Origin of the sequence: Variovorax defluvii (assembly GCF_039541515.1) — a bacterium.
In the GTDB taxonomy this organism is placed as follows: Bacteria; Pseudomonadota; Gammaproteobacteria; order Burkholderiales; family Burkholderiaceae_C; genus Variovorax; species Variovorax defluvii.
This window is the reverse complement of sequence record NZ_BAABGJ010000003.1, coordinates 1-20,482: the sequence shown is the minus strand read 5'-3', so window position 1 is coordinate 20,482 and position 20,482 is coordinate 1. Positions and strand designations below refer to the sequence as shown.

The following is a 20,482-nucleotide window of genomic DNA, read 5'->3' as shown; positions in this document are numbered from 1 at the left end:
GCGATTTCTTCAGACGAGGTGGATGGCGACCAGCAGCCAGTCGATCAGCTTGATGCCGACGAAGGGCACGAGCAGGCCTCCCAAGCCGTAGATCGCGAGGTTCCGGCGCAGCAGCACGGCCGCACCGACGGGGCGATAGCGCACACCCTTCAGCGCGAGCGGAATCAGGAAGACGATGACCAGCGCATTGAAGATCACCGCCGACAGAATGGCCGACGAAGGGCTGGCCAGGCGCATCACGTTGAGCGCCGACAGTTGCGGGTAGGTCGAGACGAAGATCGCCGGGATGATGGCGAAGTACTTCGCCACGTCGTTGGCGATCGAGAAGGTGGTGAGCGAGCCGCGCGTCATCAGGAGCGCCTTGCCCGTCTCCACCACTTCCAGCAGCTTGGTCGGGTTGGAGTCCAGGTCGACCATGTTGCCGGCCTCCTTGGCCGCCTGCGTGCCGCTGCCCATGGCCACGGCCACGTCGGCCTGCGCGAGCGCGGGCGCATCGTTGGTGCCGTCGCCGGTCATGGCGACCAGCCGGCCTTCGGACTGGTACTTGCGGATCAGCGCCAGCTTGTCCTCCGGCGTGGCCTCGGCCAGGAAGTCGTCCACGCCGGCCTCGGCTGCGATGGCGGCCGCGGTGAGGCGGTTGTCTCCGGTGATCATCACCGTGCGGATGCCCATGTTGCGCAGCTCGGCGAAGCGCTCCCGGATGTCGGGCTTGACGATGTCCTTGAGCTCGACGATGCCGAGCACCCGGTTGCCCTCGGCCACCGCCAGGGGCGTGCTGCCGCGGCGCGCGACTTCATCGGCCGCACGGTTCAGCTCGGGCGGCAGCACGCCGCCCTGCGCCTCCACGTGCCGGCGCACCGCGTCGACCGCCCCCTTGCGCAGTTGCAGGGGTTGGCCGTCCAGGCTGCCGGGCTCTGCGGGCAGGTCGACACCGCTCATGCGCGTCTGGGCGGTGAAAGGCACGAAACTCGCGCCGTCGACGCGCTTGTCGTCGACCCCGCCGCGGCGCGCCAGATCGACGATGCTGCGGCCCTCGGGCGTCTCGTCGGGCAGCGAGGCCAGGAGGGCGATACGCGCCAGCCGCTGCTGCTGCACGCCGGGCGCCGCCAGGAAGGCGCTGGCCTGGCGGTTGCCGAGGGTGATGGTGCCGGTCTTGTCCAGCAGCAGCACGTCCACGTCGCCGGCCGCCTCCACCGCACGGCCCGAGGTGGCGATCACGTTGGCCTGCATCATGCGGCTCATGCCGGCCACACCCACGGCCGACAGCAGGCCGCCGATGGTGGTCGGGATCAGGCACACCAGCAGCGCCACCAGCGCCGTGAGCGACACCACCGTGCCGGACTTCATCGCACCGACGCTGAAGATGGAATACGGCAGCAGCGTGACGGTGACCATCAGGAACACCAGTGTCAGCGCCACCAGCAGGATGGTCAGCGCGATCTCGTTTGGCGTCTTCTGGCGCTTGGCGGCCTCGACCATCCCGATCATGCGGTCGAGGAAGGATTCGCCCGGGTTGACGGTGATGCGCACCACCAGCCAGTCGGACAACACGCGCGTGCCGCCGGTGACGGCCGAGAAATCGCCGCCCGACTCGCGCACCACGGGTGCCGATTCGCCGGTGATGGCACTCTCGTCCACCGAGGCCACGCCCTCGATGACCTCGCCGTCCAGCGGGATCACGTCATGCGCTTCCACCAGCACCACGTCGCCGCGGCGCAGCTCGGGCGCCCGCTGGGGCAACCAAGCCCCCACGCTTGCCGCTGCGTGGGCTGCGCTGCCCCCCGAGGGGGCTCTTTCGCCTTGGGGCGGCCCGGCGGCGAAAGACTTGCCGCCGCGATACGGCTCCACCAGTTTCTTCGCCCAGGTGTCCTTGCGCAGGCCGCGCAGCGACGCCGCCTGTGCCTTGCTGCGCCCTTCGGCCAGCGCCTCGGCGAAGTTGGCGAAGAGCACGGTGAACCACAGCCAGACGGCGATCGCGAGCACGAAGCCCGGCTTCATGCCGGTGTCGCCCGGGAAGCTCAGCGCATGCACCCACAGCAGCGTGGTCAGGATGCTGCCGATGTAGACGATGAACATCACCGGGTTGCGCCACTGTACGCGCGGGTCCAGCTTGGCGACGCAGGCCCACAGCGCGGGCCGCACCAGCTGCACGTCGAACAGCCCCAGCTGCTTTTTCTTCCGGGCCATGGCCTTGGCCTCCGCCGTGACGGCGGCTTCGGCCTGTGGCGCGGGTTCGCCCGGCACCGCAAAGGCGGAGGGATTCTTCTTCATGGCCTCAGGCCTCACTTTCTCAGGATCAGGTGCTCGACGATCGGGCCCAGGGCCAGCGCCGGCACGTAGTTGAGCAGGCCGACCAGCAGCACCGTGCCGATCAGCAGCACCACGAACAGCGGGCCGTGCGTGGGCATGGTGCCGGCCGTGACCGGCAGGCGCTTCTTCGCGGCCAGCGAGCCCGCGATGGCGAGCACCGGCACGATCACGCCGAAGCGGCCGAACCACATCGCCACGCCGAGCAGGGCGTTGTAGAAAGGCGAGTTGGCCGACAACCCGGCGAAGGCGCTGCCATTGTTGTTGCCGGCCGAGGTGAAGGCATACAGGATCTCGGAAAAGCCATGGGCACCGGGGTTGGCGATGCCGGCCTGGCCCGCGTCGGCGATCACGGCGACGGCGGTGCCGGCCAGCACCAGGATCGGCGTGATCAGGATCGCGATCGAGGTCAGCTTCATTTCGTGGACTTCGATCTTCTTGCCCAGGTACTCGGGCGTGCGGCCGATCATCAGCCCCGCGATGAAGACCGCGAGCACCGCGAAGATCAGCATGCCGTACAGGCCGGTGCCGACGCCGCCGAACACCACTTCGCCCAGCTGCATCAGCACCATCGGCACCATGCCGCCCAGCGGCGTGAAGGAGTCGTGCATGCCGATCACCGCGCCGCACGAGGCGGCCGTGGTGACCGCGGCGAACAGCGCGGTGGCGCCGATGCCGAAGCGCACGTCCTTGCCTTCCATGTTGCCGCCGGCCTGGGTGGCGCTGGCGGCCTGGTCCACGCCCAGCGGTGGCAGCAGCGGGTTGCCGGCCTGCTCGGCCGGAATCACCGCCACCACCGCGAGCACGAACATCACGGTCATCGCGGCCAGAATCGCGATGCCCTGCCGCAGGTCGCCGACCACGCGGCCGAAGGCAAAGCACAGCCCGGCCGGGATCAGGAAGATGGCCAGCATCTGCACGAAGTTCGAGAGGGCCGTGGGGTTCTCGTAGGGATGCGCCGAATTGGCGTTGAAGAAGCCGCCGCCGTTGGTGCCCAGCATCTTGATCGCCTCCTGCGAGGCGACCGGGCCCATGGCGAGCGTCTGGGTGGTGGTGCGCGCGTCTTCCGTCAGCGCGTGGCCGGACGCATCCTTCAACGGCTGGCCGGCGGCGTCGAGCCTGGGGCTCTGGTAGGCGGTCGCCTCGATCGTCGCCACCGTCCTGGAGGGATCGAAGTTCTGGATCACGCCCTGCCCCACCAGCACCAGCGCGATCACGAAGGACAGCGGCACCAGCAGCCAGGCGGTGATGCGCGTGATGTCCACCCAGAAGTTGCCCACGAAGCCGCGCCCGTCCGTATTGCGTGCCGCGAAGCCGCGCGCCAGCGCGAAGGCGACCGCGATGCCGGTGGCGGCCGAGAGGAAGTTCTGCACCGTCAGGCCGAGCATCTGCGTCAGGTAGCTCATCGTCGACTCGCCGGCATAGCCCTGCCAGTTGGTGTTGGTGGCGAAGCTCACGGCCGTGTTGAAGGCCGAGTCGGGCGACACCGCGCCCATGCCGGCGGGGTTGAGCGGCAGCAGGTGCTGCAGCCGCTGGAGGCCGTAGACGGCGAGCGCGCCGATGGCGTTGAAGGCCAGCAGGGCGAGGGCATAGCTGCGCCAGTGCATGGCGCGCTCCGCATCGACGCCGGCCACGCGAAAGAGGGGCGTCTCGGCGCGCCGCATCCAGCGCGGCAGCCGGCCTTCGCACAGGGAGGCGAGCCAGCGGCCCGTGGGCCAGGCCAGTAGCAGCAGCACGACCAGGTACAGGCCCAGCAGGGTCCAGGCGGAAGTGGTCATCAGAATTCCTCGGCACAGATCAGTGCGAACACCAGGTAGGCGAACAGGACCACGGCCAGCAGGCCCGCGAACCCATAGAGCGCATCGAGGCCGATCACTTGCGCTCTCCCTTCGGCGCACCGAGCTTCACCAGCCCGAGCACGGCCCCGGCCATGACGATCCACAACACCGCGATGGCGGCGATCCATACGACATCCATCAGTCACTCCTGCATGCACGGCATGCGATGCACAGGCAGGCAGTCTCGCGAGGCCTGCGTAAAGATGGGGAACAGAGTCGGGGCGCGGCCGTAAAGAAAGCGTAAAGGCGCCACCCCGCCGCCTTCACCGTGCGCATTTGCACGCTCGTCGCGCCTTTGTGGCCGCTGTCCGGCACCGGCGCCGGCCGTCCGTGAATTCCTCGCTACCCGTCCGTTCCGAGGCTGCGTACAAACCATGCAAGGATCGAAAGACGAGGATTCACATGGATACCGAAGCCATCGCACTGGTCGTGGACGAGCCCATCGCCGGTCATTTCTATTGGGTTCTTCAGAAGCAGGACGGCAACGACTGCCGTCCCATCGACGCCGCCCCGGGCCCCATGCCGACTTACGGTGCGGCCATGATGGCGGGCATCGCGGCGCTGCAGCGCCGGCATGACGAGCGCGGCGGGGCGGCGACGATGCATTGAATCCGTGGAGGCGGCGCCCGCCTCCACCTGTCTCTACCGCTTCACCACCTTTCGAAAGGGCGCAGGGCGGCGCCCTGGCTTCGCGGCAGAGCGGCACCGGGCCGCATTCCGGCATCGGCGCATCGCCCCTCGGCAAGGCCGCCATCGCGATTCGTGTACTCTCGGCGGGCCCGATTGCGGCACACTCCCCGCCCACACCGCGCAGCCTCCGGCTGCGCGAGAAATCCAGAGAGACACCCCATGATCCGCAAGCTGCTGACCACCTCGGTCCTGGCACTGGCCGCCGTCGCCGTGCAGGCCCAGCCCTACCCCGCCAAGCCCGTCCGCCTGATCGTGCCCTTCCCGCCCGGCGGCGGCACCGACATCCTGTCGCGGCTGGTCGCGACCAAGCTCACCGAGGTCAGCAAGTGGACGGTGGTGCCCGACAACCGCGCGGGCGCGGGCGGCACCATCGGCATCGCCGAAGCGGCACGCGCCACGCCCACCGGCTACGACATCGTGATGGGCCAGAAGGACAACATGGTCGTGGCGCCCTGGCTCTACAAGAACCTCAGCTACGAGCCGACCAAGGACTTCGCCGCCATCGCCCACGTCGCCTACACGCCGGTGGTGATCGTCACGCGCACCGAGTCGAAGTTCAAGACGCTGAAGGACGTGGTCGATGCCGCGCGCGCCGCGCCCGACACCGTGACCTACGGCTCGCCCGGCAATGGCACCACGATCCACCTGGCCGGCGAGATCTTCAACAGCGCGGCCAAGATCAAGATGCGCCACGTGCCCTACAAGGGCTCGAACCCCGCGATGATGGACGTGCTGGCCGGCAACGTGGACCTGATGGTGTCCTCCCTGCCCTCGGCCATGGGCCAGATCAAGGCCGGCAAGCTGCGCGCGCTGGCCGTGACCTCGGCCAGGCGCAGCAGCTCGGTGCCGGAGATCCCGACCGTGGGCGAACTGGGCTACAAGGACTTCGACGTGAGCACCTGGTACGGCCTCTTCGCGCCGGCGGGCACGCCCAAGGAGATCATCACCACGGTGAACGCCGAGGTGAACAAGCTCCTGGCCACGCCCGAGATGAAGGCCGCGATCATCGCGCAAGGCGCCGAGCCGCAGAGCATGACGCCCGAGCAGTTCGGCACGCTGCTGAAGACCGACTACTTGAAGTGGAAGGACATCGTCAAGGCTTCCGGCGCAACCATCGAATAGCGCCGGCATCGGTGCCTGCGCCGCCTTTGCCCAATAGGGCTGCCCGCTCCACTGCGGCTCCAACACGAAGACCAAGTGCCCGCCACGGCGCAGCGCCTCGGTCTCAGCCCGGTGGTGCTTCTTGAAGCGGTCGATCGACACGATGCACCAGCGGCCGGTCTTCGACAACTCGGTGATCCAGTCGACGTCCTTCGCGTTGCGGTTGAAACGGTCGAAAAGATGGACCACGTCGTCGACGCCATCAGTGCCACCTTCGGAAAGCGCCTTCATGCCGCGAGCCAGGTGCGGCGACATGTTCGCGTCGAAGAAGAACTTCAGGCCCGTAGCCGCTCCTCGTAACGGACGGCAGCAGCAACATGCTTCGGATCGATGTCGAACTGGCGCGCGACGGCTCTGCGGTCCTTTCCTTCGGCAAGGTAGGCTTCATACAGCGTGTCGGTCGGCACGCCTGCGTCGACCACGATCGGCGTGCCGAACTGGCGCGACGGGTCGAGGGCGATGCCCTTGCTTTCTGGCGGGAACCACATACGCGCGACGTTGCCGTCATACTCGATGCCGGCGTATAGCGACGGCTTGATCACGTGCGTGAACACAATCTGCCTGGCGCGCACGTCAGTAAGGGTTTCGTCGCCCGTCGCCTCGTTGATGGCCGACTCGAAGATCTTGCGGCCATCGGTCAGAAAGCGCCGCGAGGTCAGCGGGTAGTCGGTGTGTAAGGTGTCGCGCGCCGCCTCGATCGTCGCCTTGATCACATGCAGGCTGACGCCCGCTTCCGTGAAGGCGCGCACAAGCCGCAGTTCCATCAGGTCTCGGAAGCCGACTGCCGCTTGCTCGAAGCCGGCGTCTTCGAGTTGCGTCTTCCACAGGGGCGCGGAGTGCCGATGCCCCTCGCCGTGCTTGCGCTTGTAGCCGCACATCCAACGTCGCACAGCACGCGGCTCGGCGCGGATCAGCCGAGCGGCTTGTCCGAGCGAGTAGATGCCAGTGTCCAGCAGGGAAGATTGCGCCATTTGGATCCCGAGTCTAGCCGCTCCTTCCGGTCGATCGCTGTGGGCAGGGGCGCCATTTCTGTGGCGCGCATTCAAGTGTCCCGCACGTCGGCAACCGGCTTGCTGCCGAAGTCCGCGCGGGCCAGGTAAGCCAGCACCTTGGCCGCCGCCGATTCCGGGCTGTCGAGCTGCCCCTGGTCTTTCATGCGCTCGAAGCGCCCGCGGTCCGGGAACATGTCCGCCTCGGCCCCGCGCAGCTGCACCTGCATGTCGGTGTCGATCACGCCGGGCGCGAGCGAGACGATCTTCGCGCCGGTTCCCAAGGCTTCCTCCTCCAGCGCCACCGCGCGGGAGAAGTGGTCCATGCCGGCCTTGGCGGCGCAGTACGGCGCCTGGCTCGCCATCGCATTGCGGCCCAGGCCGGAGGAAATGTTGAGCACCTTGCGCACGCCGCCCCAAGCCTGCGTCGCGCCGAGGAAGGCCGAAGTCAGCAGCAGCGGCGCCTCCAGGCCGACGCGCAGGGCCTGCGACAACTCGTCCACGGCCGCCTGGGCCAGCGGGCGTGTGCGCCCGACGGTGCCGGCGTTGTTGATCAGCGTGGCGCTGCCGTAGGCCTGACCGTCGAGGCCGCGCAGCCACTCCGCCAGGCGCTGGGCCGCAGGCACCGGATCGGCCAGGTCCTGCTGCCATTGCTCCAGCACGGCACCGGACGCGCGGGCCTTGGCGGCGAGCTGCTCATCTCCGCGGCGCGAGATGCACAGCAGCCGCTGCCCTGGAAGGGACAGCAATTGCTCGGCCATGGCGCGGCCCAGGCCGCGGGAGGCACCGGTAATAATCGTCAGTTGCTTTGAGTTCATGCGTGTTCTCGTGAAAAGCTGCATCGACAAGGACATGTCGTGCATTCCGCATCCTATCCACGCATTGACGAAGCGCGCAGCGGCTTTTTACATTTCCCCCGATGCCCATTCAATACGAGCCCACACGAGACGCGAGTCACTATCTCGCGGGCTTCGGGATTTCGATGCCGCAGCAACAAGCGCCGATGGTCCGGCCCGGCGCCCAGGGCACCTTCATCCGCCGCCCGCGCGGCGACCGCGAAGCTGCGGCGGTCGGCGCGCGCTTCGAGGCGGCGCAGGGCCGCTGGGGCCTGATCCCGCTGTTCTCCAAGGAGCGCGAGGTCCGTGGCACCTTCGAGGCCCGCGGCGAGACGGCCGCGAGCGAGCGCAATTTCTACCAGCCCTGGAAGCGCGGCCACCGCTGCGTGGTCCTGGCCGACGCGCTGTATCGGCGCGCCGACAGCGAAGACACGATCGTCCGCGTCACCCGTGCCGACGGCCAGCCGCTCGCGATGGCCGGCCTGTGGAACGGCTGGCGCGCGCCCGATGGCGAATGCGTCGAGAGCTTCGCGCTGCTCACGCTGCCCGCGGTCGAAGCACCGGCCCAGCGCCGCGTCGTCTTCCTGCGCGAGGCCTGGGTGGACGACTGGCTGCACTGCCCCGTCGAGGAAACCGCCGCCTACCTGCGCCCCTACGCGCTGGACAAGCTGGTGCGCCGCACGATCGTGCGTGACCCGGGCATTCCTCTGCCCGAACGCCAGCCTGCCTGCTGAGCGCCAGGGGACTTCTAGACCGCGCTCGGCTCCGGATTCGCGCCACCGGGAACCGATGCGGTGTGACTTGAAGGGAGCTTCTCGGGTTCAGGCCTTCGCAGGGGACTCAGGCCTCGAATGGGCGAGCGTTGGCCGACGTCCAGTGCCGCTGCAGCCTTCTCATGCCACGTCTTGCGAAGCGCCAGCCCTGAAGCGTCCATCAGGTCTGGATCGAACTGAAGATCTCCGCAGACGTACACGGCAGCCGGCGCATCGTCCCGCCGCGACTGCACGACCTGCCAAGTCCGGATCGGGGTGCCGACGAGCGTGACCCAATGTTCACGACCGCGATAGTCCTGCTCGCTCAGCTCGGGTTGGGGCCGATTGGATTTGCGGGAGACCGCATTCAACTTTTCCTCGACGTCGTTCGGAATCTGGTGCTTGTCCACGGCGACGTCATAGAACGCTTTCCCCTCGTGGGTCTCGTCGGGCTCGTACTTGCCTTCCGATTCAAGGTGCACCATGGGAAAAAGCACCCAGCTGTCCACGATGATCGAGTTGCCGATTCGAACGTAGGCATGGTCGTCGGTCGGCGCCCCCCCCAGCCGCGCGCCTGCCGTACTGTCGACCATCCGCTCCACATGCGGCAAGTAGTCGCGAAGGCCGGGCTGTTCGTCGAACAGCCGGTGCAGCATGGACCCGATCAGGACGAAGTTGCGGTCTGCGTGGCGACCGCAAACACCTGCTTGTGCGAAGGACACCAGCTTCGCTGCGCGCATGATGTCTGACTCGCCATCCTCCGGCCCCACAGTGTCTTCGAAATCAACCATCAGGGATCGGGCATGGCTGTAGTCAAAGGCAGCGCTTGATTTGTGATTCGTCGCGAGGATGGAATTCGACTGCTGCAATGCCCATGCACCAAGAATCAAGCCAATCATCGTCTTCAGATCGACGTGCTTGATGACTCGATCGCCCGCCGTCAGATCGAGAAACTGCGAGCGCGAAATCCGTTCGCCCGGCAAAAGCTCCTGGTAGAGCTTGGCAACCGCCTCTCGAGCCGCCGGCGTGCCCAGGTCGCCTTCAGTGGCCAAAGACTCGGCGTTTGATTTTTCCTCGACCTCGGATGAGCGGTCGCGCGCACCCATGAGCAGGTTGCTGTTCGTCTGGACGGGCCGCATGGTCTTTCCTCATGAAATGAGTGAACACCATCCTGGGTGACTTGCGCTCGAGGTCCCGTTCCCAGGCTCCTGCGGCAAAAGTCATGGTCTTGCGCAATCCGCGCTGGTGCGCCGAGTCCTCAAGCGCTCCGCCCTGCCGCCATGCCGCCCGCCCGCAAGGCCGCCAGGTCGAGCACCCGCAGGCCGCCGTACTCCACGCGGATCGCGCCCTGCGCCTGGAGCGTCCGCAAGGCCTCGTTGACGCGCTGTCGGGACAGCCCGATCAGGTAAGCCAGCTCCTGCTGCGTGATGCGCAGCAATTCCCCCACGCCCGGAAACAGCACCGGATTGAACAGCGCCGCCAGGTTGCGCGCCACCCGCGCGTCGGGGTCGTTGAGGCGGTCCGCCTCGCGCGCCGCGATGAACTGGCCCAGCCGCTCGTTGAGCTGGTTCATCACGAAGCGGTTGAAACCGATCGAGTGATCCAGCAGCCAGTGGAAATCGTCCACCGGCAGGCCCGCGACCACGCTGCGGCGCAGGGCCTGGATGTTGTAGCGGTAGGGCTCGCGCTTGAGCGCCGTGCCCTCGCCGAACCAGCCGCCCGGCGGCAGGCCGCTGTAGGTCATGGAGGTGCCGTCGGCGTTGTCGTTGCTCATCTTGAGCAGGCCTTCGACCACGCCGAACCAATAGGTGGGCGGGCGCCCGATGCGGCAGACCAGGTCGCCGGGCTCGGCATCGCCGACCACCACCGCGGCCTCCGCCCGCCGACGCTCGGGCGGCGTGAGGATGTGCATCCATGGAATGTTGGCCAGCTCCTCGGCCGTGGCCGGCCGCGCGCGGTCGCGCAGCGAAGAAGCACCACCGGGCGCGCCGGAAATCATCGGGAAACTCCGGGGAGTAGTGTCCCTAGGATTGTCGTTGAAACGACAAGCTGGCGACAAGCGCGGTTCTACAGTCCGCCCATCGTGCAAAGCAACGCCAACACTTTTCCCCGCCTGCTGCAGGCCCATGCGCAGCGCCAGCCCGACGCGCCGGCCGTGCGCGAGAAGGACCTCGGCATCTGGCAGACCTGGACCTGGTCGGCCGTGGCCCGCGAGGTGCGCGAGATCGCCTGCGGCCTGGCCAGCCTGGGCTTCCAGCCCGGCCACAACCTCGCGATCGTCGGTGCCAACCGGCCGCACCTGTACATGGCCGTGGTCGCGGCGCAGAGCCTGCGCGGCGTGCCGGTGCCGCTGTACCAGGACGCGGTGGCGGGCGAGATGGTCTTCATGCTGGAAGACGCCGCCATCGACTTCGTGATCGCGGAAGACCAGGAGCAGGTGGACAAGCTGCTCGAGTGCCGCGAACTGCTGACGGCGCAGGGCAAGCAGGGCCTGGGCCACATCGTCTACGACGACCCGCGCGGACTGCGCCACTACGACCAGCCGGGCCTGATCGGCTACGAGCGCCTGCGCGAGCTGGGCCGCGCCTTCGATGCGGCGCAGCCCGGCTTCTTCGACCAGAGCATGAATGGCGTCGAACCCGGCGACGTGGCGGTGATCCTCTACACCTCGGGCACCACCGGCCGCCCCAAGGGCGTGTGCCAGACGCATGCCAGCTTCATCGCCGCCGGCCGCGGCGGCGTGGAGACCGACAAGCTCGGCCCCGGCGACAACATCATGAGCTACCTGCCCATGGCGTGGGTCGGCGACCACCTGTTCTCGGTGGCGCAGTGGCTGGTCGGCGGCTTCACCCTCAACTGCCCCGAGTCCGCCGCCACCGTGATGAACGACATGCGCGAGATCGGGCCCAGCTACTACTTCGGTCCGCCACGCACCTTCGAGGGCCTGCTGACCGCGGTGTCGATCCGCATGGAAGACGCGGCCGCGCCCAAGCGCTGGCTGTACGCGAAGTTCATGGCCCTGGCGCAGCGCGTGGGCGCGGACATCCTCAACGGGCAGAAGGTGGGCCTCGCGGACCGCCTGCTCTACAAGCTCGGCGACCTCGTGATCTACGGCCCGCTGCGCAACGTGCTGGGCATGAGCCGCATCCGCGTGGCCTACACCGCGGGCGCGGCGATCGGGCCGGACCTGTTCCGCTTCTACCGCTCGATCGGCGTCAACCTCAAGCAGTTCTACGGCCAGACCGAGACCTGCGCCTACGTCTGCCTGCAGCAGGACGGCAAGGTCAAGCTGCAGACCGTGGGCAGCGCGGCGCCCGGCATCGAGCTGCGCATCGCGCCCGACGGCGAGGTGCTGGTGCGCGGCGTGTCGGTGCTCAAGGAGTACTACAAGCGGCCCGACGCCACCGCCGAGGTGCTCGATGCCGAGGGCTACTTCCACACCGGCGACGCCGGCGTGATCGACGCCGAGGGGCACCTGCGCATCATCGACCGCGCCAAGGACGTGGGCAAGCTCTCGGGCGGCGCGATGTTCGCGCCCAATTACATCGAGAACAAGCTCAAGTTCTTTCCCCAGATCAAGGAGGCGGTGTGCTTCGGCAACGGCCGCCAAGAGGTCTGCGCGGCCATCAACATCGACTACGAGGCGGTGGGCAACTGGGCCGAGCGCCGCGGCCTGCCCTACGGCGGCTACGTGGACCTGGCCGGCAAGCCCGAGGTGCTCGAGCTGGTGGCCGAGTGCGTGGCCAAGGTCAACGCCGACCTCGCCGCCGAGGAAGGCATGGGCGACACACAGATCGCCCGCTTCCTGGTGCTGCACAAGGAGCTGGACCCGGACGACGACGAGCTGACCCGCACGCGCAAGGTGCGGCGCGGCTTCATCGCCGACAAGTACCGCGTGCTGGTCGACGCCCTCTACGGCGGCAAGACGGAGCAGTACGTCGAGACCCAGGTCAAGTTCGAGGACGGTCGCACGGGCGTGGTCAGCGCCACGCTGAAGATCGTCGAGGCCAGGCGCTTCCCGCCGATGAAAGCCGCCGCATGAACGCACAGAACTTCACCGAGGCAGCCATGCTCGAGACCGCCACCGCCGCCGCGAGCGGCCGCGGCCGCCGCATCGGCGACGTGATCCTGGACGTGCAGAACATCTCGCTGTCCTTCGGCGGCGTGAAGGCGCTGACGGACATCAGCTTCGACGTGCGCGAGCACGAGGTGCGCGCCATCATCGGACCGAACGGCGCGGGCAAGAGCTCCATGCTCAACTGCATCAACGGCGTGTACCAGCCGCAGCAGGGCTCCATCACCTTCCGCGGCCAGCATTTCAAGCACATGAACTCGCGCCAGGTGGCCGAGATGGGCGTGGCGCGCACCTTCCAGAACCTGGCGCTCTTCAAGGGCATGAGCGTGCTCGACAACATCATGACGGGCCGCAACCTCAAGATGAAAAGCGGCCTGCTCGCGCAAGCCTTTCGCTGGGGCCCGGCCGAGCGCGAAGAGCTGGCGCACCGGGAGTTCGTGGAGCGGATCATCGACTTCCTCGAGATCCAGCTGCACCGCAAGACGCCGGTGGGCCGCCTGCCCTACGGCCTGCAGAAGCGCGTCGACCTGGGCCGCGCGCTGGCCATGGAGCCGCAGGTGCTGCTGCTGGACGAGCCCATGGCCGGCATGAACGTGGAAGAGAAGCAGGACATGAGCCGCTTCATCCTCGACGTGAACGACGAGTTCGGCACCACCATCGTGCTGATCGAGCACGACATGGGCGTGGTGATGGACATCTCGGACCGCGTGGTCGTGCTCGACTACGGCAAGAAGATCGGCGACGGCACGCCGGACGAGGTGCGCAACAACGAGGACGTGATCCGCGCGTACCTCGGCACGGAACACTGAAATGAACACCCCCCACGCGCATCACTTCGTGTATTCGCTGCCCCCCGAGGGGGCGCAAGCCTCCCTTGGGGCGGCCCGGCGGGAGGCTTGACATGGGCTTTTTTCTCGAAACCCTCTTCGGCGGCCTCATGGTCGGCATGCTGTACTCGCTGATCGCCATCGGCTTCGTGCTGATCTACAAGGCCTCCGGCGTCTTCAACTTCGCGCAGGGCGCGATGGTGCTGTTCGCGGCGCTGGCGATGGCGCGCTTCGCGGAATGGCTGCCGCAGTGGCTCGGCTTCGAGAGCCGCATCCTCGCGAACGTGCTGGCCTTCGTCGTCGCCATGGCGATCATGGTCGTGGTCGCGTGGATGATCGAACGCCTCGCACTCAGCAAGCTGGTCAACCAGGAAGGCATCACGCTGCTGATGGCCACGCTGGGCATCGCCTACTTCCTCGACGGCCTGGGCCAGACCCTGTTCGGCAACGACATCTACAAGATCGACGTCGGCATGCCCAAGGAGCCGCTGATGGTACTGGAAGGCACCTTCCAGGGCGGCCTGCTGCTGAGCCAGGAGGACCTGATCGCCGCCGGCGTCGCGGCCGCGCTGGTGGCGGTGCTGGCGCTGTTCTTCCAGAAGACGGCCACCGGCCGCGCCCTGCGCGCGGTGGCCGACGACCACCAGGCCGCGCAGTCCATCGGCATTCCGCTCAACCGCATCTGGGTGATCGTGTGGTCCGTGGCCGGCTTCGCGGCGCTGGTGGCCGGGATCATCTGGGGCTCCAAGCTGGGCGTGCAGTTCTCGCTCTCGCTGGTGGCGCTGAAGGCGCTGCCGGTGGTGATCCTGGGCGGCCTGACCTCGGTGCCCGGCGCCATCATCGGCGGCCTGCTGATCGGCGTGGGCGAGAAGCTCTCGGAGATCTACCTCGGCCCGATGCTGGGCGGCGGCATCGAGATCTGGTTCGCCTACGTGCTGGCCCTCGTCTTCCTGCTGGTCCGCCCGCAGGGCCTCTTCGGCGAAAAAATCATCGACCGGGTTTGAAGTCCGAACCATCATGCTCTACAGAGAAAACGGCCAGTTCAAATCCACCTACCGCGCCGACCAGCAGGTCTTTCCGATCCTGCAGGACCGGGTCTTCATCCTGGCGCTGCTGGTGTTCGCCTTCGCCGTGGTGCCGCTGTTCGCCTCGGACTACCTGTTCCGCGCGATCCTGATCCCCTTCCTGATCCTCTCGCTCGCCGCGCTGGGCCTGAACATCCTGGTGGGCTACTGCGGCCAGATCTCGCTGGGCACCGGCGCGTTCATGGCGGTGGGTGCCTACGCGGCCTACAACTTCCACGTGCGCATCGACGGCATGCCGCTGCTGGCCTCGCTGCTGCTGGGCGGTCTGTGCGCCACGGTGGTGGGCGTGCTCTTCGGCATTCCCAGCCTGCGCATCAAGGGCCTGTACCTGGCGGTGGCCACGCTGGCGGCGCAGTTCTTCGTGGACTGGGCCTTCCTGCGCATCAACTGGCTCACCAACAACTCGGCCTCGGGCTCGGTCAGCGTGGCGGGTCTGAACCTGTTCGGGCTGCCGGTGGAGACCGCGGTGCAGAAGTACCTGCTGTGCCTGGCGCTGCTGGTGCTCTTCGCGATGCTGGCCAAGAACCTGGTGCGCAGCGCGATCGGCCGCGAGTGGATGGCGATGCGCGACATGGACGTGGCGGCCGCGGTGATCGGCATCCGCCCGGTCTACGCCAAGCTCACCGCCTTCGCGGTCAGCTCCTTCATCGTCGGCGTGGCGGGTGCGCTGTGGGGCTTCGTGCACCTGAGCACCTGGGAGCCGGCGGCCTTCAACATCGACCGGTCCTTCCAGCTGCTCTTCATGGTGATCATCGGGGGGCTGGGCTCGATCATGGGCAGCTTCTTCGGCGCGGCCTTCATCGTGCTGCTGCCGATCCTGCTCAACCAGATCCCGGGCTGGTTCGGCCTGTCGATCTCCACCGCCCTGGCATCGCACCTCGAGTTCATGATCTTCGGCGCGCTGATCGTGTTCTTCCTGATCGTCGAGCCGCATGGCTTGGCGCGCCTGTGGTCCACGGCCAAGGAAAAGCTGCGCCTCTGGCCCTTCCCTCATTGATCCCGCATCGAATTCACCTGGCACTTCAACAAAGGAGACAAGCATGAAGTTGAAATCACTCGCACTCGCCGTCGCCGCCGTTTCGGCGCTGGCCGGCACCGCGCCCGCTTTCGCGCAGGCCAAGGAGCAGTTCTTCCCGCTGCTGGTCTACCGCACCGGCCCGTATGCGCCCAACGGCACGCCCTGGGCCAACGGCAAGCAGGACTACATCAAGCTGATCAACGCGACCGGCGGCATCAACGGGGTGAAGATCTCGTACGAAGAGTGCGAGACCGGCTACGCCACCGACAAGGGCGTGGAGTGCTACGAGCGTCTGAAGGGTCGGGGCGCGACCCTGATCGACCCGCAGGCCACGGGCATCACTTTCGCGCTGACCGACAAGGCGCCCACCGACAAGATCCCGCTCATCACCCTGGGCTACGGCCTCTCGGCCTCGCAGGACGGCAGCGTGTTCAAGTGGAACTTCCCGCTCATGGGCAGCTACTGGACCGCGGCCGACATCCTGATCCAGCACATCGCCAAAAAGGAAGGCGGCGCCGACAAGCTCAAGGGCAAGAAGATCACGCTGGTCTACCACGACTCGCCCTTCGGCAAGGAGCCGATCCCGCTGCTGCAGGAGCGCGCCAAGATGAACGGCTTCGAACTGGGCCTGATCCCGGTGGCCGCGCCCGGCATCGAGCAGAAGTCGGCCTGGCTGCAGGTGCGGCAATCGCGGCCCGACTATGTGCTGCTCTGGGGCTGGGGCGTGATGAACTCCACCGCGCTCAAGGAAGCCGTGGCCACCGGCTACCCGCGCGAGAAGATGTACGGCGTGTGGTGGGCCGGCGCCGAGCCCGACGTGAAGGACGTGGGCGCCTCGGCCAAGGGCTACAACGCGCTGGCGCTCAACCCCTCGGGCACGCAGCCCAAGGTGATCCAGGACATCCTGAAGGTCGTGCACGACGGCGGCCAGGGCACCGGCCCGCGCGAGGAGGTCGGCTCCGTGCTCTACACCCGCGGCCTGATCATCCAGATGCTGGGCGTGGAAGCCGTGCGCCGCGCGCAGGAGCGCTTCGGCAAGGGCAAGGTCATGACCGGCGAGCAGGTGCGCTGGGGCCTGGAGAACCTCGCGCTCGACCAGAAGAAGCTGGATGCGCTGGGCTTCTCGGGCGTGCTGCGGCCGATCAGCACATCGTGCCAGGACCACATGGGCTCGACCTGGGCACGCGTGCACACCTGGGATGGCAGCAAGTGGGGGAACATGAGCGACTGGTACCAGGCCGACGAGCAGATCATCAAGCCGATGGTGAAGCAGGCCGGCGACAAGTACGCCACCGAGAAGAAGCTCCCGAAGCGCGACGCCTCTGATTGCCAGGCTTAGTTCTCCCCCAGGCTTCGCGCACTGCGTGTCGCTTCGCCAACCCCCTTCCGGGGGCGACACCAGCGGCCCGGCAAAGCCGGTTCCGCGGTGTCTCCCGAAGGTGCGTCGGCTTCGCGACGCGATTCAAGGGATGCCAACGTTGAACCCGCAAACATGAGCACGTCCAAAACCCTCCTCGATGTGAACGGCATCGAGGTCATCTACAACCACGTGATCCTCGTGCTCAAGGGCGTCTCGCTCTCGGTGCCCGAGGGCGGCATCGTGGCGCTGCTCGGCGGCAACGGCGCGGGCAAGACCACCACGCTGCGCGCGGTGTCCAACCTGCTGGCCGGCGAGCGCGGCGCGGTGACCAAGGGCAGCATCGAACTGCGCGGCGAGCGCATCGAGGCGCTGTCGCCGGCCGAGCTGGTCAAGCGCGGGCTGATCCAGGTGATGGAGGGCCGGCACTGCTTCGCCCACCTCACCATCGAGGACAACCTGATGACCGGCGCCTACACCCGCACCGACGGCAAGGCCGCGGTGATGCAGACGCTGGAGAAGGTCTATACCTACTTCCCGCGCCTGAAGACGCGGCGCGCCTCGCAGGCCGCCTACACCTCCGGCGGCGAACAGCAGATGTGCGCCATCGGCCGCGCGCTGATGGCCAACCCCAGCATGGTGCTGCTCGACGAGCCCTCCATGGGCCTGGCGCCGCAGATCGTGGACGAAGTGTTCGGCATCGTGAAGGACCTGAACGAGAAGGAGAAGGTCACCTTCCTGCTGGCCGAGCAGAACACCAACATGGCGCTGCGCTACGCCGACTACGGCTACATCCTGGAGAACGGGCGCATCGTGATGGACGGCGAAGCGCAGAGCCTGCGCGAGAACGAGGACGTCAAGGAGTTCTACCTGGGCGTCGGAGGCGCGGACCGCAAGAGCTTCCGCGATGTCAAAAGCTACAAGCGCCGCAAGAGGTGGTTGGCGTGACGACGACGCTTATGAACGACTACTACGACGCCCTCGAAATACGCGACCCCGAGGAACGCGAGCGCGACCTGATGGGCGCGTTGCCCAAGCAGATCGCCCAGGCGCAGACCGCGGCGCCCGCCTTCGCGAAGATCCTCGACGGCGTGAAGCCCGCCGACATCACCAGCCGCGAGGCGCTGGCCCGGCTGCCCGTGACGCGCAAGTCGGAGCTGCTGGCCTTGCAGCAGGCCGGACGCGCGAGCGATCCCTTCGGCGGCTTCTCGGCGATCCGCTTCGGCCCGCGCATGCTGCGCGTGTTCGCCAGCCCCGGCACCATCTACGAACCCGAGGGCGAGGCACGCGACTACTGGCGCACCGCACGCGCGCTGCACGCGGCGGGCTTTCGCAGCGGGGAGCTGGTGCACAACTGCTTCAGCTACCACATGACGCCGGCCGGCGCGATCATGGAAAGCGGCGCACGGGCCCTGGGCTGCACGGTGTTCGCCGGCGGCACGGGCCAGACCGAGCAGCAGATCGACGCCATCGCCGACCTCCGGCCCGCGGGCTACGCCGGCACGCCGAGCTTCCTGAAGATCATCCTGGAGAAGGCGGCCGAGCGGAACGTCGCCCTGCCCTCGCTCACCAAGGCCCTGGTCTCGGGCGAGGCCTGCCCGCCCAGCCTGCGGGACTGGATCGGCGAGCGCGGCGTCACCGCGACGCAGTGCTACGCCACCGCCGACCTGGGCCTGATCGCCTACGAAACCTCTGCGCGAGAAGGCCTGGTGCTCGACGAAAGCATGATCGTCGAGATCGTGCGCCCCGGCACCGGCGACCCGGTGCCCGAGGGCGAGGTCGGCGAGGTCGTGGTCACCACGCTCAACCCCGACTACCCGCTGATCCGCTTCGGCACCGGCGACCTCTCGGCCGTGCTCCCGGGCCGCTGCCCCACGGGCCGGACCCACACCCGCATCAAGGGCTGGCTGGGCCGCGCCGACCAGACCACCAAGGTGCGCGGCATGTTCGTGCACCCGGGGCAAGTGGCCGGCATCGTCAAGCGCTTTCCCGAAGCCCAGCGTGCCCGCCTGGTGGTCGCAGGCGAGATGGGCGAGGACCGGATGACGCTCAAGCTCGAATGCAGCGCGCAGCCCGAGGGACTGGCCGAGCGCGTGGCCGAGGCCGTGCGAGAACTGACCAAGCTGCGCGGCGACGTCGAACTGGTCGCGCCGGGTAGCCTGCCCAACGACGGCAAGGTGATCGAGGACGCGCGCAGCTACCGCTGAGGCATTGCGGCCGCGCGACCCGGCCAGGCACTCAGGCGTGCGCGTGCAGCTTCAGCAGCGTCTCGATCAGCACGCGGTTGAAGGCCGGCAGGTCATCGGGCCGGCGGCTCGTGATCAGCGGGCCGTCGGCGACCACCTCCCGGTCGATCCAGTGGGCGCCCGCATTCGTCAGGTCGGTCTTCAGCGAAGGCCACGAGGTCATCGTGCGCCCCTTGACCGCCTCCGCCTCGATCAGCGTCCACGGTCCGTGGCAGATGGCCGCGATCGGCTTGCCGGCCTTGACGAAGTCGCGCACGAAAGTCACGGCCTGCTCGTCGATGCGCAGCGCGTCCGGATTCACCACGCCGCCCGGCAGCACCAGCGCGTCGTATTCATGCGCCGCGGCCTGTTGCAGCGGCACGTCGACCTCGAAACGGTCGGCGGGGTTGTGGTGCTTCCAGCCGCGCACCTGGCCCTTCTTCGGCGACACCAGGCTGGTGTCGGCGCCGGCGGCGTCGAGCGCCTTGCGCGGCTCGGTCATCTCCGACTGCTCGAAACCATCCGTCACGAGGATGGCGATTCGCATGCCCTCGAGTTGACGCTGCTGCTTGGGGTGGGTCATCGGTACTCCTTTGTTCGAAGTCCCCAAGCTAAGCCAGCATGCAGGCAGCCACATCGGCAGGGGGCGGCTCTGCGTGTCGGACAAGACGGGGGCTGTCCCGCGGCAGAAAGGCGCCATTCGCGAGCGCCGACGCGTCCGCTTCCGTATTCAGCCGTAGGAGATGGCTGACAGACACGCGCGGGTTCCTATGGAGAGTGAGAACGTTTGTTTGTGTATGTCTCGAACGTCCTCGGAGGAATCAGGCCATGTCCGTCGTGTGTGGGGCTTGCGGCAGCAAGAACCGTGAGAACGCGAAGTTTTGCATCGGCTGCGCCCAGCGGCTGCCCGGCTTCGCGCCCACGGGGCCGTCGGCCCTCGACGCCGCGCTGTCCACGCGGGCGCCACTGGCGCCCGCGGGCGGCGGCCGGGCCTGGCGGCGGGACGATCCGCTCGCACTGCTGCCGGCGGAAACGCCGGCCTTCTGGTGGCGCCTGGGGTTGGTCGGCGTGGCCATGGGCCTGGCCTTCATCGGGTGGTACCTGTATGTGACGCGTGGCGTGGCGACGCCGCCCGTCGTGCGCGAGCCCAGCTCCGCCCAGGCGACCGGGGAGCGGAAGCCGGCCGCCGACGAGGACCGCGCGCAGACCGCGATGGTCGCGCCCGGCGCGAGCCCGGCACGGGCGCCGTCGACGCCCGCCCCGGCGCCTGCGCCGGCACGCGCCGCCGCGCCCGCGCCCGCGAAGGCGCCCACCGCGGCGGC

19 protein-coding genes and 1 pseudogene are annotated in these 20,482 nt (G+C 67.9%); 11 read left to right on the top strand and 9 right to left on the bottom strand.

Translation table 11 applies throughout. The features are described 5' to 3' along the window. Positions 1-9: 9 nt before the first annotated feature. The 3 genes from kdpB to ABEA07_RS02735 all read right to left on the bottom strand — a co-directional run bounded on the left by kdpB (position 10) and on the right by ABEA07_RS02735 (position 4,183). Positions 10-2,187: a potassium-transporting ATPase subunit KdpB gene (kdpB, locus tag ABEA07_RS02745; protein ID WP_345535753.1), complete on the bottom strand. Its 2,178-nt coding sequence runs from the start codon at positions 2,185-2,187 to the stop codon at positions 10-12. A gap of 95 nt (positions 2,188-2,282) precedes the next feature. After that, entirely contained in the window at positions 2,283-4,085 is a 1,803-nt protein-coding gene (kdpA, locus tag ABEA07_RS02740; RefSeq protein WP_345535729.1) for a potassium-transporting ATPase subunit KdpA, read from the bottom strand. Next, entirely contained in the window at positions 4,085-4,183 is a 99-nt protein-coding gene (locus ABEA07_RS02735) for a potassium-transporting ATPase subunit F (protein ID WP_345535728.1), read from the bottom strand. Before ABEA07_RS02735 ends, kdpA begins: the two co-directional genes overlap by 1 nt. Before the next feature lie 364 nt (positions 4,184-4,547). Here ABEA07_RS02735 and ABEA07_RS02730 point away from each other — a divergent pair, with 364 nt between their 5' ends. Both ABEA07_RS02730 and ABEA07_RS02725 read left to right on the top strand, forming a co-directional pair. Further along, positions 4,548-4,754 (top strand): hypothetical protein, encoded by a 207-nt coding sequence (locus tag ABEA07_RS02730; RefSeq protein ID WP_345535727.1) that lies wholly within the window; start codon positions 4,548-4,550, stop codon positions 4,752-4,754. Between the two features lie 240 nt (positions 4,755-4,994). Further along, on the top strand, positions 4,995-5,957 hold the full coding sequence (locus ABEA07_RS02725) for a Bug family tripartite tricarboxylate transporter substrate binding protein (protein WP_345535725.1): 963 nt from the start codon (positions 4,995-4,997) through the stop codon (positions 5,955-5,957). Positions 5,958-6,074: 117 nt separating this feature from the next. Here the strand turns inward: ABEA07_RS02725 and ABEA07_RS28620 are convergent. From ABEA07_RS28620 to ABEA07_RS02710, 3 genes and pseudogenes are all read right to left on the bottom strand, one after another. Continuing rightward, positions 6,075-6,227: pseudogene (locus tag ABEA07_RS28620) on the bottom strand (PIN-like domain-containing protein); the annotation flags it as partial. Positions 6,228-6,271: 44 nt separating this feature from the next. After that, entirely contained in the window at positions 6,272-6,967 is a 696-nt protein-coding gene (locus tag ABEA07_RS02715; RefSeq protein ID WP_345535723.1) for a DUF433 domain-containing protein, read from the bottom strand. 71 nt (positions 6,968-7,038) lie between these two features. Further along, positions 7,039-7,803 carry an SDR family NAD(P)-dependent oxidoreductase gene (locus ABEA07_RS02710; RefSeq protein WP_345535721.1) on the bottom strand — a complete coding sequence of 255 codons (765 nt, stop codon included), beginning with the start codon at positions 7,801-7,803 and terminating at the stop codon, positions 7,039-7,041. A gap of 164 nt (positions 7,804-7,967) precedes the next feature. Between ABEA07_RS02710 and ABEA07_RS02705 the strand changes: the two genes are divergently transcribed. Then, entirely contained in the window at positions 7,968-8,555 is a 588-nt protein-coding gene (locus ABEA07_RS02705) for an SOS response-associated peptidase family protein (protein ID WP_345535719.1), read from the top strand. Between the two features lie 14 nt (positions 8,556-8,569). Here ABEA07_RS02705 and ABEA07_RS02700 read toward each other — a convergent pair whose 3' ends face one another. Both ABEA07_RS02700 and ABEA07_RS02695 read right to left on the bottom strand, forming a co-directional pair. Further along, entirely contained in the window at positions 8,570-9,712 is a 1,143-nt protein-coding gene (locus tag ABEA07_RS02700) for a hypothetical protein (RefSeq protein ID WP_345535718.1), read from the bottom strand. 119 nt (positions 9,713-9,831) lie between these two features. Next, on the bottom strand, positions 9,832-10,572 hold the full coding sequence (locus ABEA07_RS02695; RefSeq protein ID WP_345535717.1) for a Crp/Fnr family transcriptional regulator: 741 nt from the start codon (positions 10,570-10,572) through the stop codon (positions 9,832-9,834). A gap of 84 nt (positions 10,573-10,656) precedes the next feature. Between ABEA07_RS02695 and ABEA07_RS02690 the strand changes: the two genes are divergently transcribed. The 7 genes from ABEA07_RS02690 to ABEA07_RS02660 all read left to right on the top strand — a co-directional run bounded on the left by ABEA07_RS02690 (position 10,657) and on the right by ABEA07_RS02660 (position 19,142). Next, positions 10,657-12,615, top strand: coding sequence for an AMP-dependent synthetase/ligase (locus ABEA07_RS02690; RefSeq protein ID WP_345535715.1), 1,959 nt, complete (start codon positions 10,657-10,659; stop codon positions 12,613-12,615). A 26-nt stretch (positions 12,616-12,641) separates the two neighbouring features. Next, positions 12,642-13,457: an ABC transporter ATP-binding protein gene (locus ABEA07_RS02685; RefSeq protein WP_345535752.1), complete on the top strand. Its 816-nt coding sequence runs from the start codon at positions 12,642-12,644 to the stop codon at positions 13,455-13,457. A 92-nt stretch (positions 13,458-13,549) separates the two neighbouring features. Continuing rightward, positions 13,550-14,479, top strand: a complete 930-nt coding sequence (locus tag ABEA07_RS02680) for a branched-chain amino acid ABC transporter permease (RefSeq protein ID WP_345535714.1) — start codon at positions 13,550-13,552, stop codon at positions 14,477-14,479. A gap of 13 nt (positions 14,480-14,492) precedes the next feature. Further along, entirely contained in the window at positions 14,493-15,557 is a 1,065-nt protein-coding gene (locus ABEA07_RS02675) for a branched-chain amino acid ABC transporter permease (protein WP_345535712.1), read from the top strand. Between the two features lie 43 nt (positions 15,558-15,600). Beyond that, entirely contained in the window at positions 15,601-16,917 is a 1,317-nt protein-coding gene (locus tag ABEA07_RS02670; RefSeq protein ID WP_345535711.1) for an ABC transporter substrate-binding protein, read from the top strand. 153 nt (positions 16,918-17,070) lie between these two features. Next, positions 17,071-17,883 (top strand): ABC transporter ATP-binding protein, encoded by an 813-nt coding sequence (locus ABEA07_RS02665; protein WP_345535710.1) that lies wholly within the window; start codon positions 17,071-17,073, stop codon positions 17,881-17,883. 11 nt (positions 17,884-17,894) lie between these two features. Continuing rightward, positions 17,895-19,142, top strand: coding sequence for a phenylacetate--CoA ligase family protein (locus ABEA07_RS02660; protein WP_345535751.1), 1,248 nt, complete (start codon positions 17,895-17,897; stop codon positions 19,140-19,142). A gap of 31 nt (positions 19,143-19,173) precedes the next feature. On the opposite strand, the gene ABEA07_RS02655 is transcribed toward ABEA07_RS02660, so the two are convergent. After that, complete coding sequence (locus tag ABEA07_RS02655) at positions 19,174-19,743, bottom strand: type 1 glutamine amidotransferase domain-containing protein (RefSeq protein ID WP_345535709.1); 570 nt, start codon at positions 19,741-19,743, stop codon at positions 19,174-19,176. A 245-nt stretch (positions 19,744-19,988) separates the two neighbouring features. Between ABEA07_RS02655 and ABEA07_RS02650 the strand changes: the two genes are divergently transcribed. Further along, a partial coding sequence (locus ABEA07_RS02650; RefSeq protein WP_345535708.1) for a zinc ribbon domain-containing protein occupies positions 19,989-20,482 on the top strand: 494 nt, incomplete at its 3' end.

Bases quoted from the DNA above. Each gene is read 5' to 3' on its own strand.
- ABEA07_RS02670 (WP_345535711.1), top strand. From the start codon at position 15,601: ATGAAGTTGAAATCACTCGCACTCGCCGTCGCCGCCGTTTCGGCGCTG.
- ABEA07_RS02725 (WP_345535725.1), top strand. From the start codon at position 4,995: ATGATCCGCAAGCTGCTGACCACCTCGGTCCTGGCACTGGCCGCCGTC.
- ABEA07_RS02655 (WP_345535709.1), bottom strand. From the start codon at position 19,743: ATGACCCACCCCAAGCAGCAGCGTCAACTCGAGGGCATGCGAATCGCC.
- kdpA (WP_345535729.1), bottom strand. From the start codon at position 4,085: ATGACCACTTCCGCCTGGACCCTGCTGGGCCTGTACCTGGTCGTGCTG.
- ABEA07_RS02685 (WP_345535752.1), top strand. From the start codon at position 12,642: ATGCTCGAGACCGCCACCGCCGCCGCGAGCGGCCGCGGCCGCCGCATC.
- ABEA07_RS02705 (WP_345535719.1), top strand. From the start codon at position 7,968: ATGCCGCAGCAACAAGCGCCGATGGTCCGGCCCGGCGCCCAGGGCACC.
- ABEA07_RS02680 (WP_345535714.1), top strand. From the start codon at position 13,550: ATGGGCTTTTTTCTCGAAACCCTCTTCGGCGGCCTCATGGTCGGCATG.
- ABEA07_RS02660 (WP_345535751.1), top strand. From the start codon at position 17,895: ATGAACGACTACTACGACGCCCTCGAAATACGCGACCCCGAGGAACGC.
- ABEA07_RS02700 (WP_345535718.1), bottom strand. From the start codon at position 9,712: ATGCGGCCCGTCCAGACGAACAGCAACCTGCTCATGGGTGCGCGCGAC.
- ABEA07_RS02675 (WP_345535712.1), top strand. From the start codon at position 14,493: ATGCTCTACAGAGAAAACGGCCAGTTCAAATCCACCTACCGCGCCGAC.
- ABEA07_RS02730 (WP_345535727.1), top strand. From the start codon at position 4,548: ATGGATACCGAAGCCATCGCACTGGTCGTGGACGAGCCCATCGCCGGT.
- ABEA07_RS02710 (WP_345535721.1), bottom strand. From the start codon at position 7,803: ATGAACTCAAAGCAACTGACGATTATTACCGGTGCCTCCCGCGGCCTG.
- ABEA07_RS02715 (WP_345535723.1), bottom strand. From the start codon at position 6,967: ATGGCGCAATCTTCCCTGCTGGACACTGGCATCTACTCGCTCGGACAA.
- ABEA07_RS02695 (WP_345535717.1), bottom strand. From the start codon at position 10,572: ATGATTTCCGGCGCGCCCGGTGGTGCTTCTTCGCTGCGCGACCGCGCG.
- ABEA07_RS02665 (WP_345535710.1), top strand. From the start codon at position 17,071: ATGAGCACGTCCAAAACCCTCCTCGATGTGAACGGCATCGAGGTCATC.
- kdpB (WP_345535753.1), bottom strand. From the start codon at position 2,187: ATGGCCCGGAAGAAAAAGCAGCTGGGGCTGTTCGACGTGCAGCTGGTG.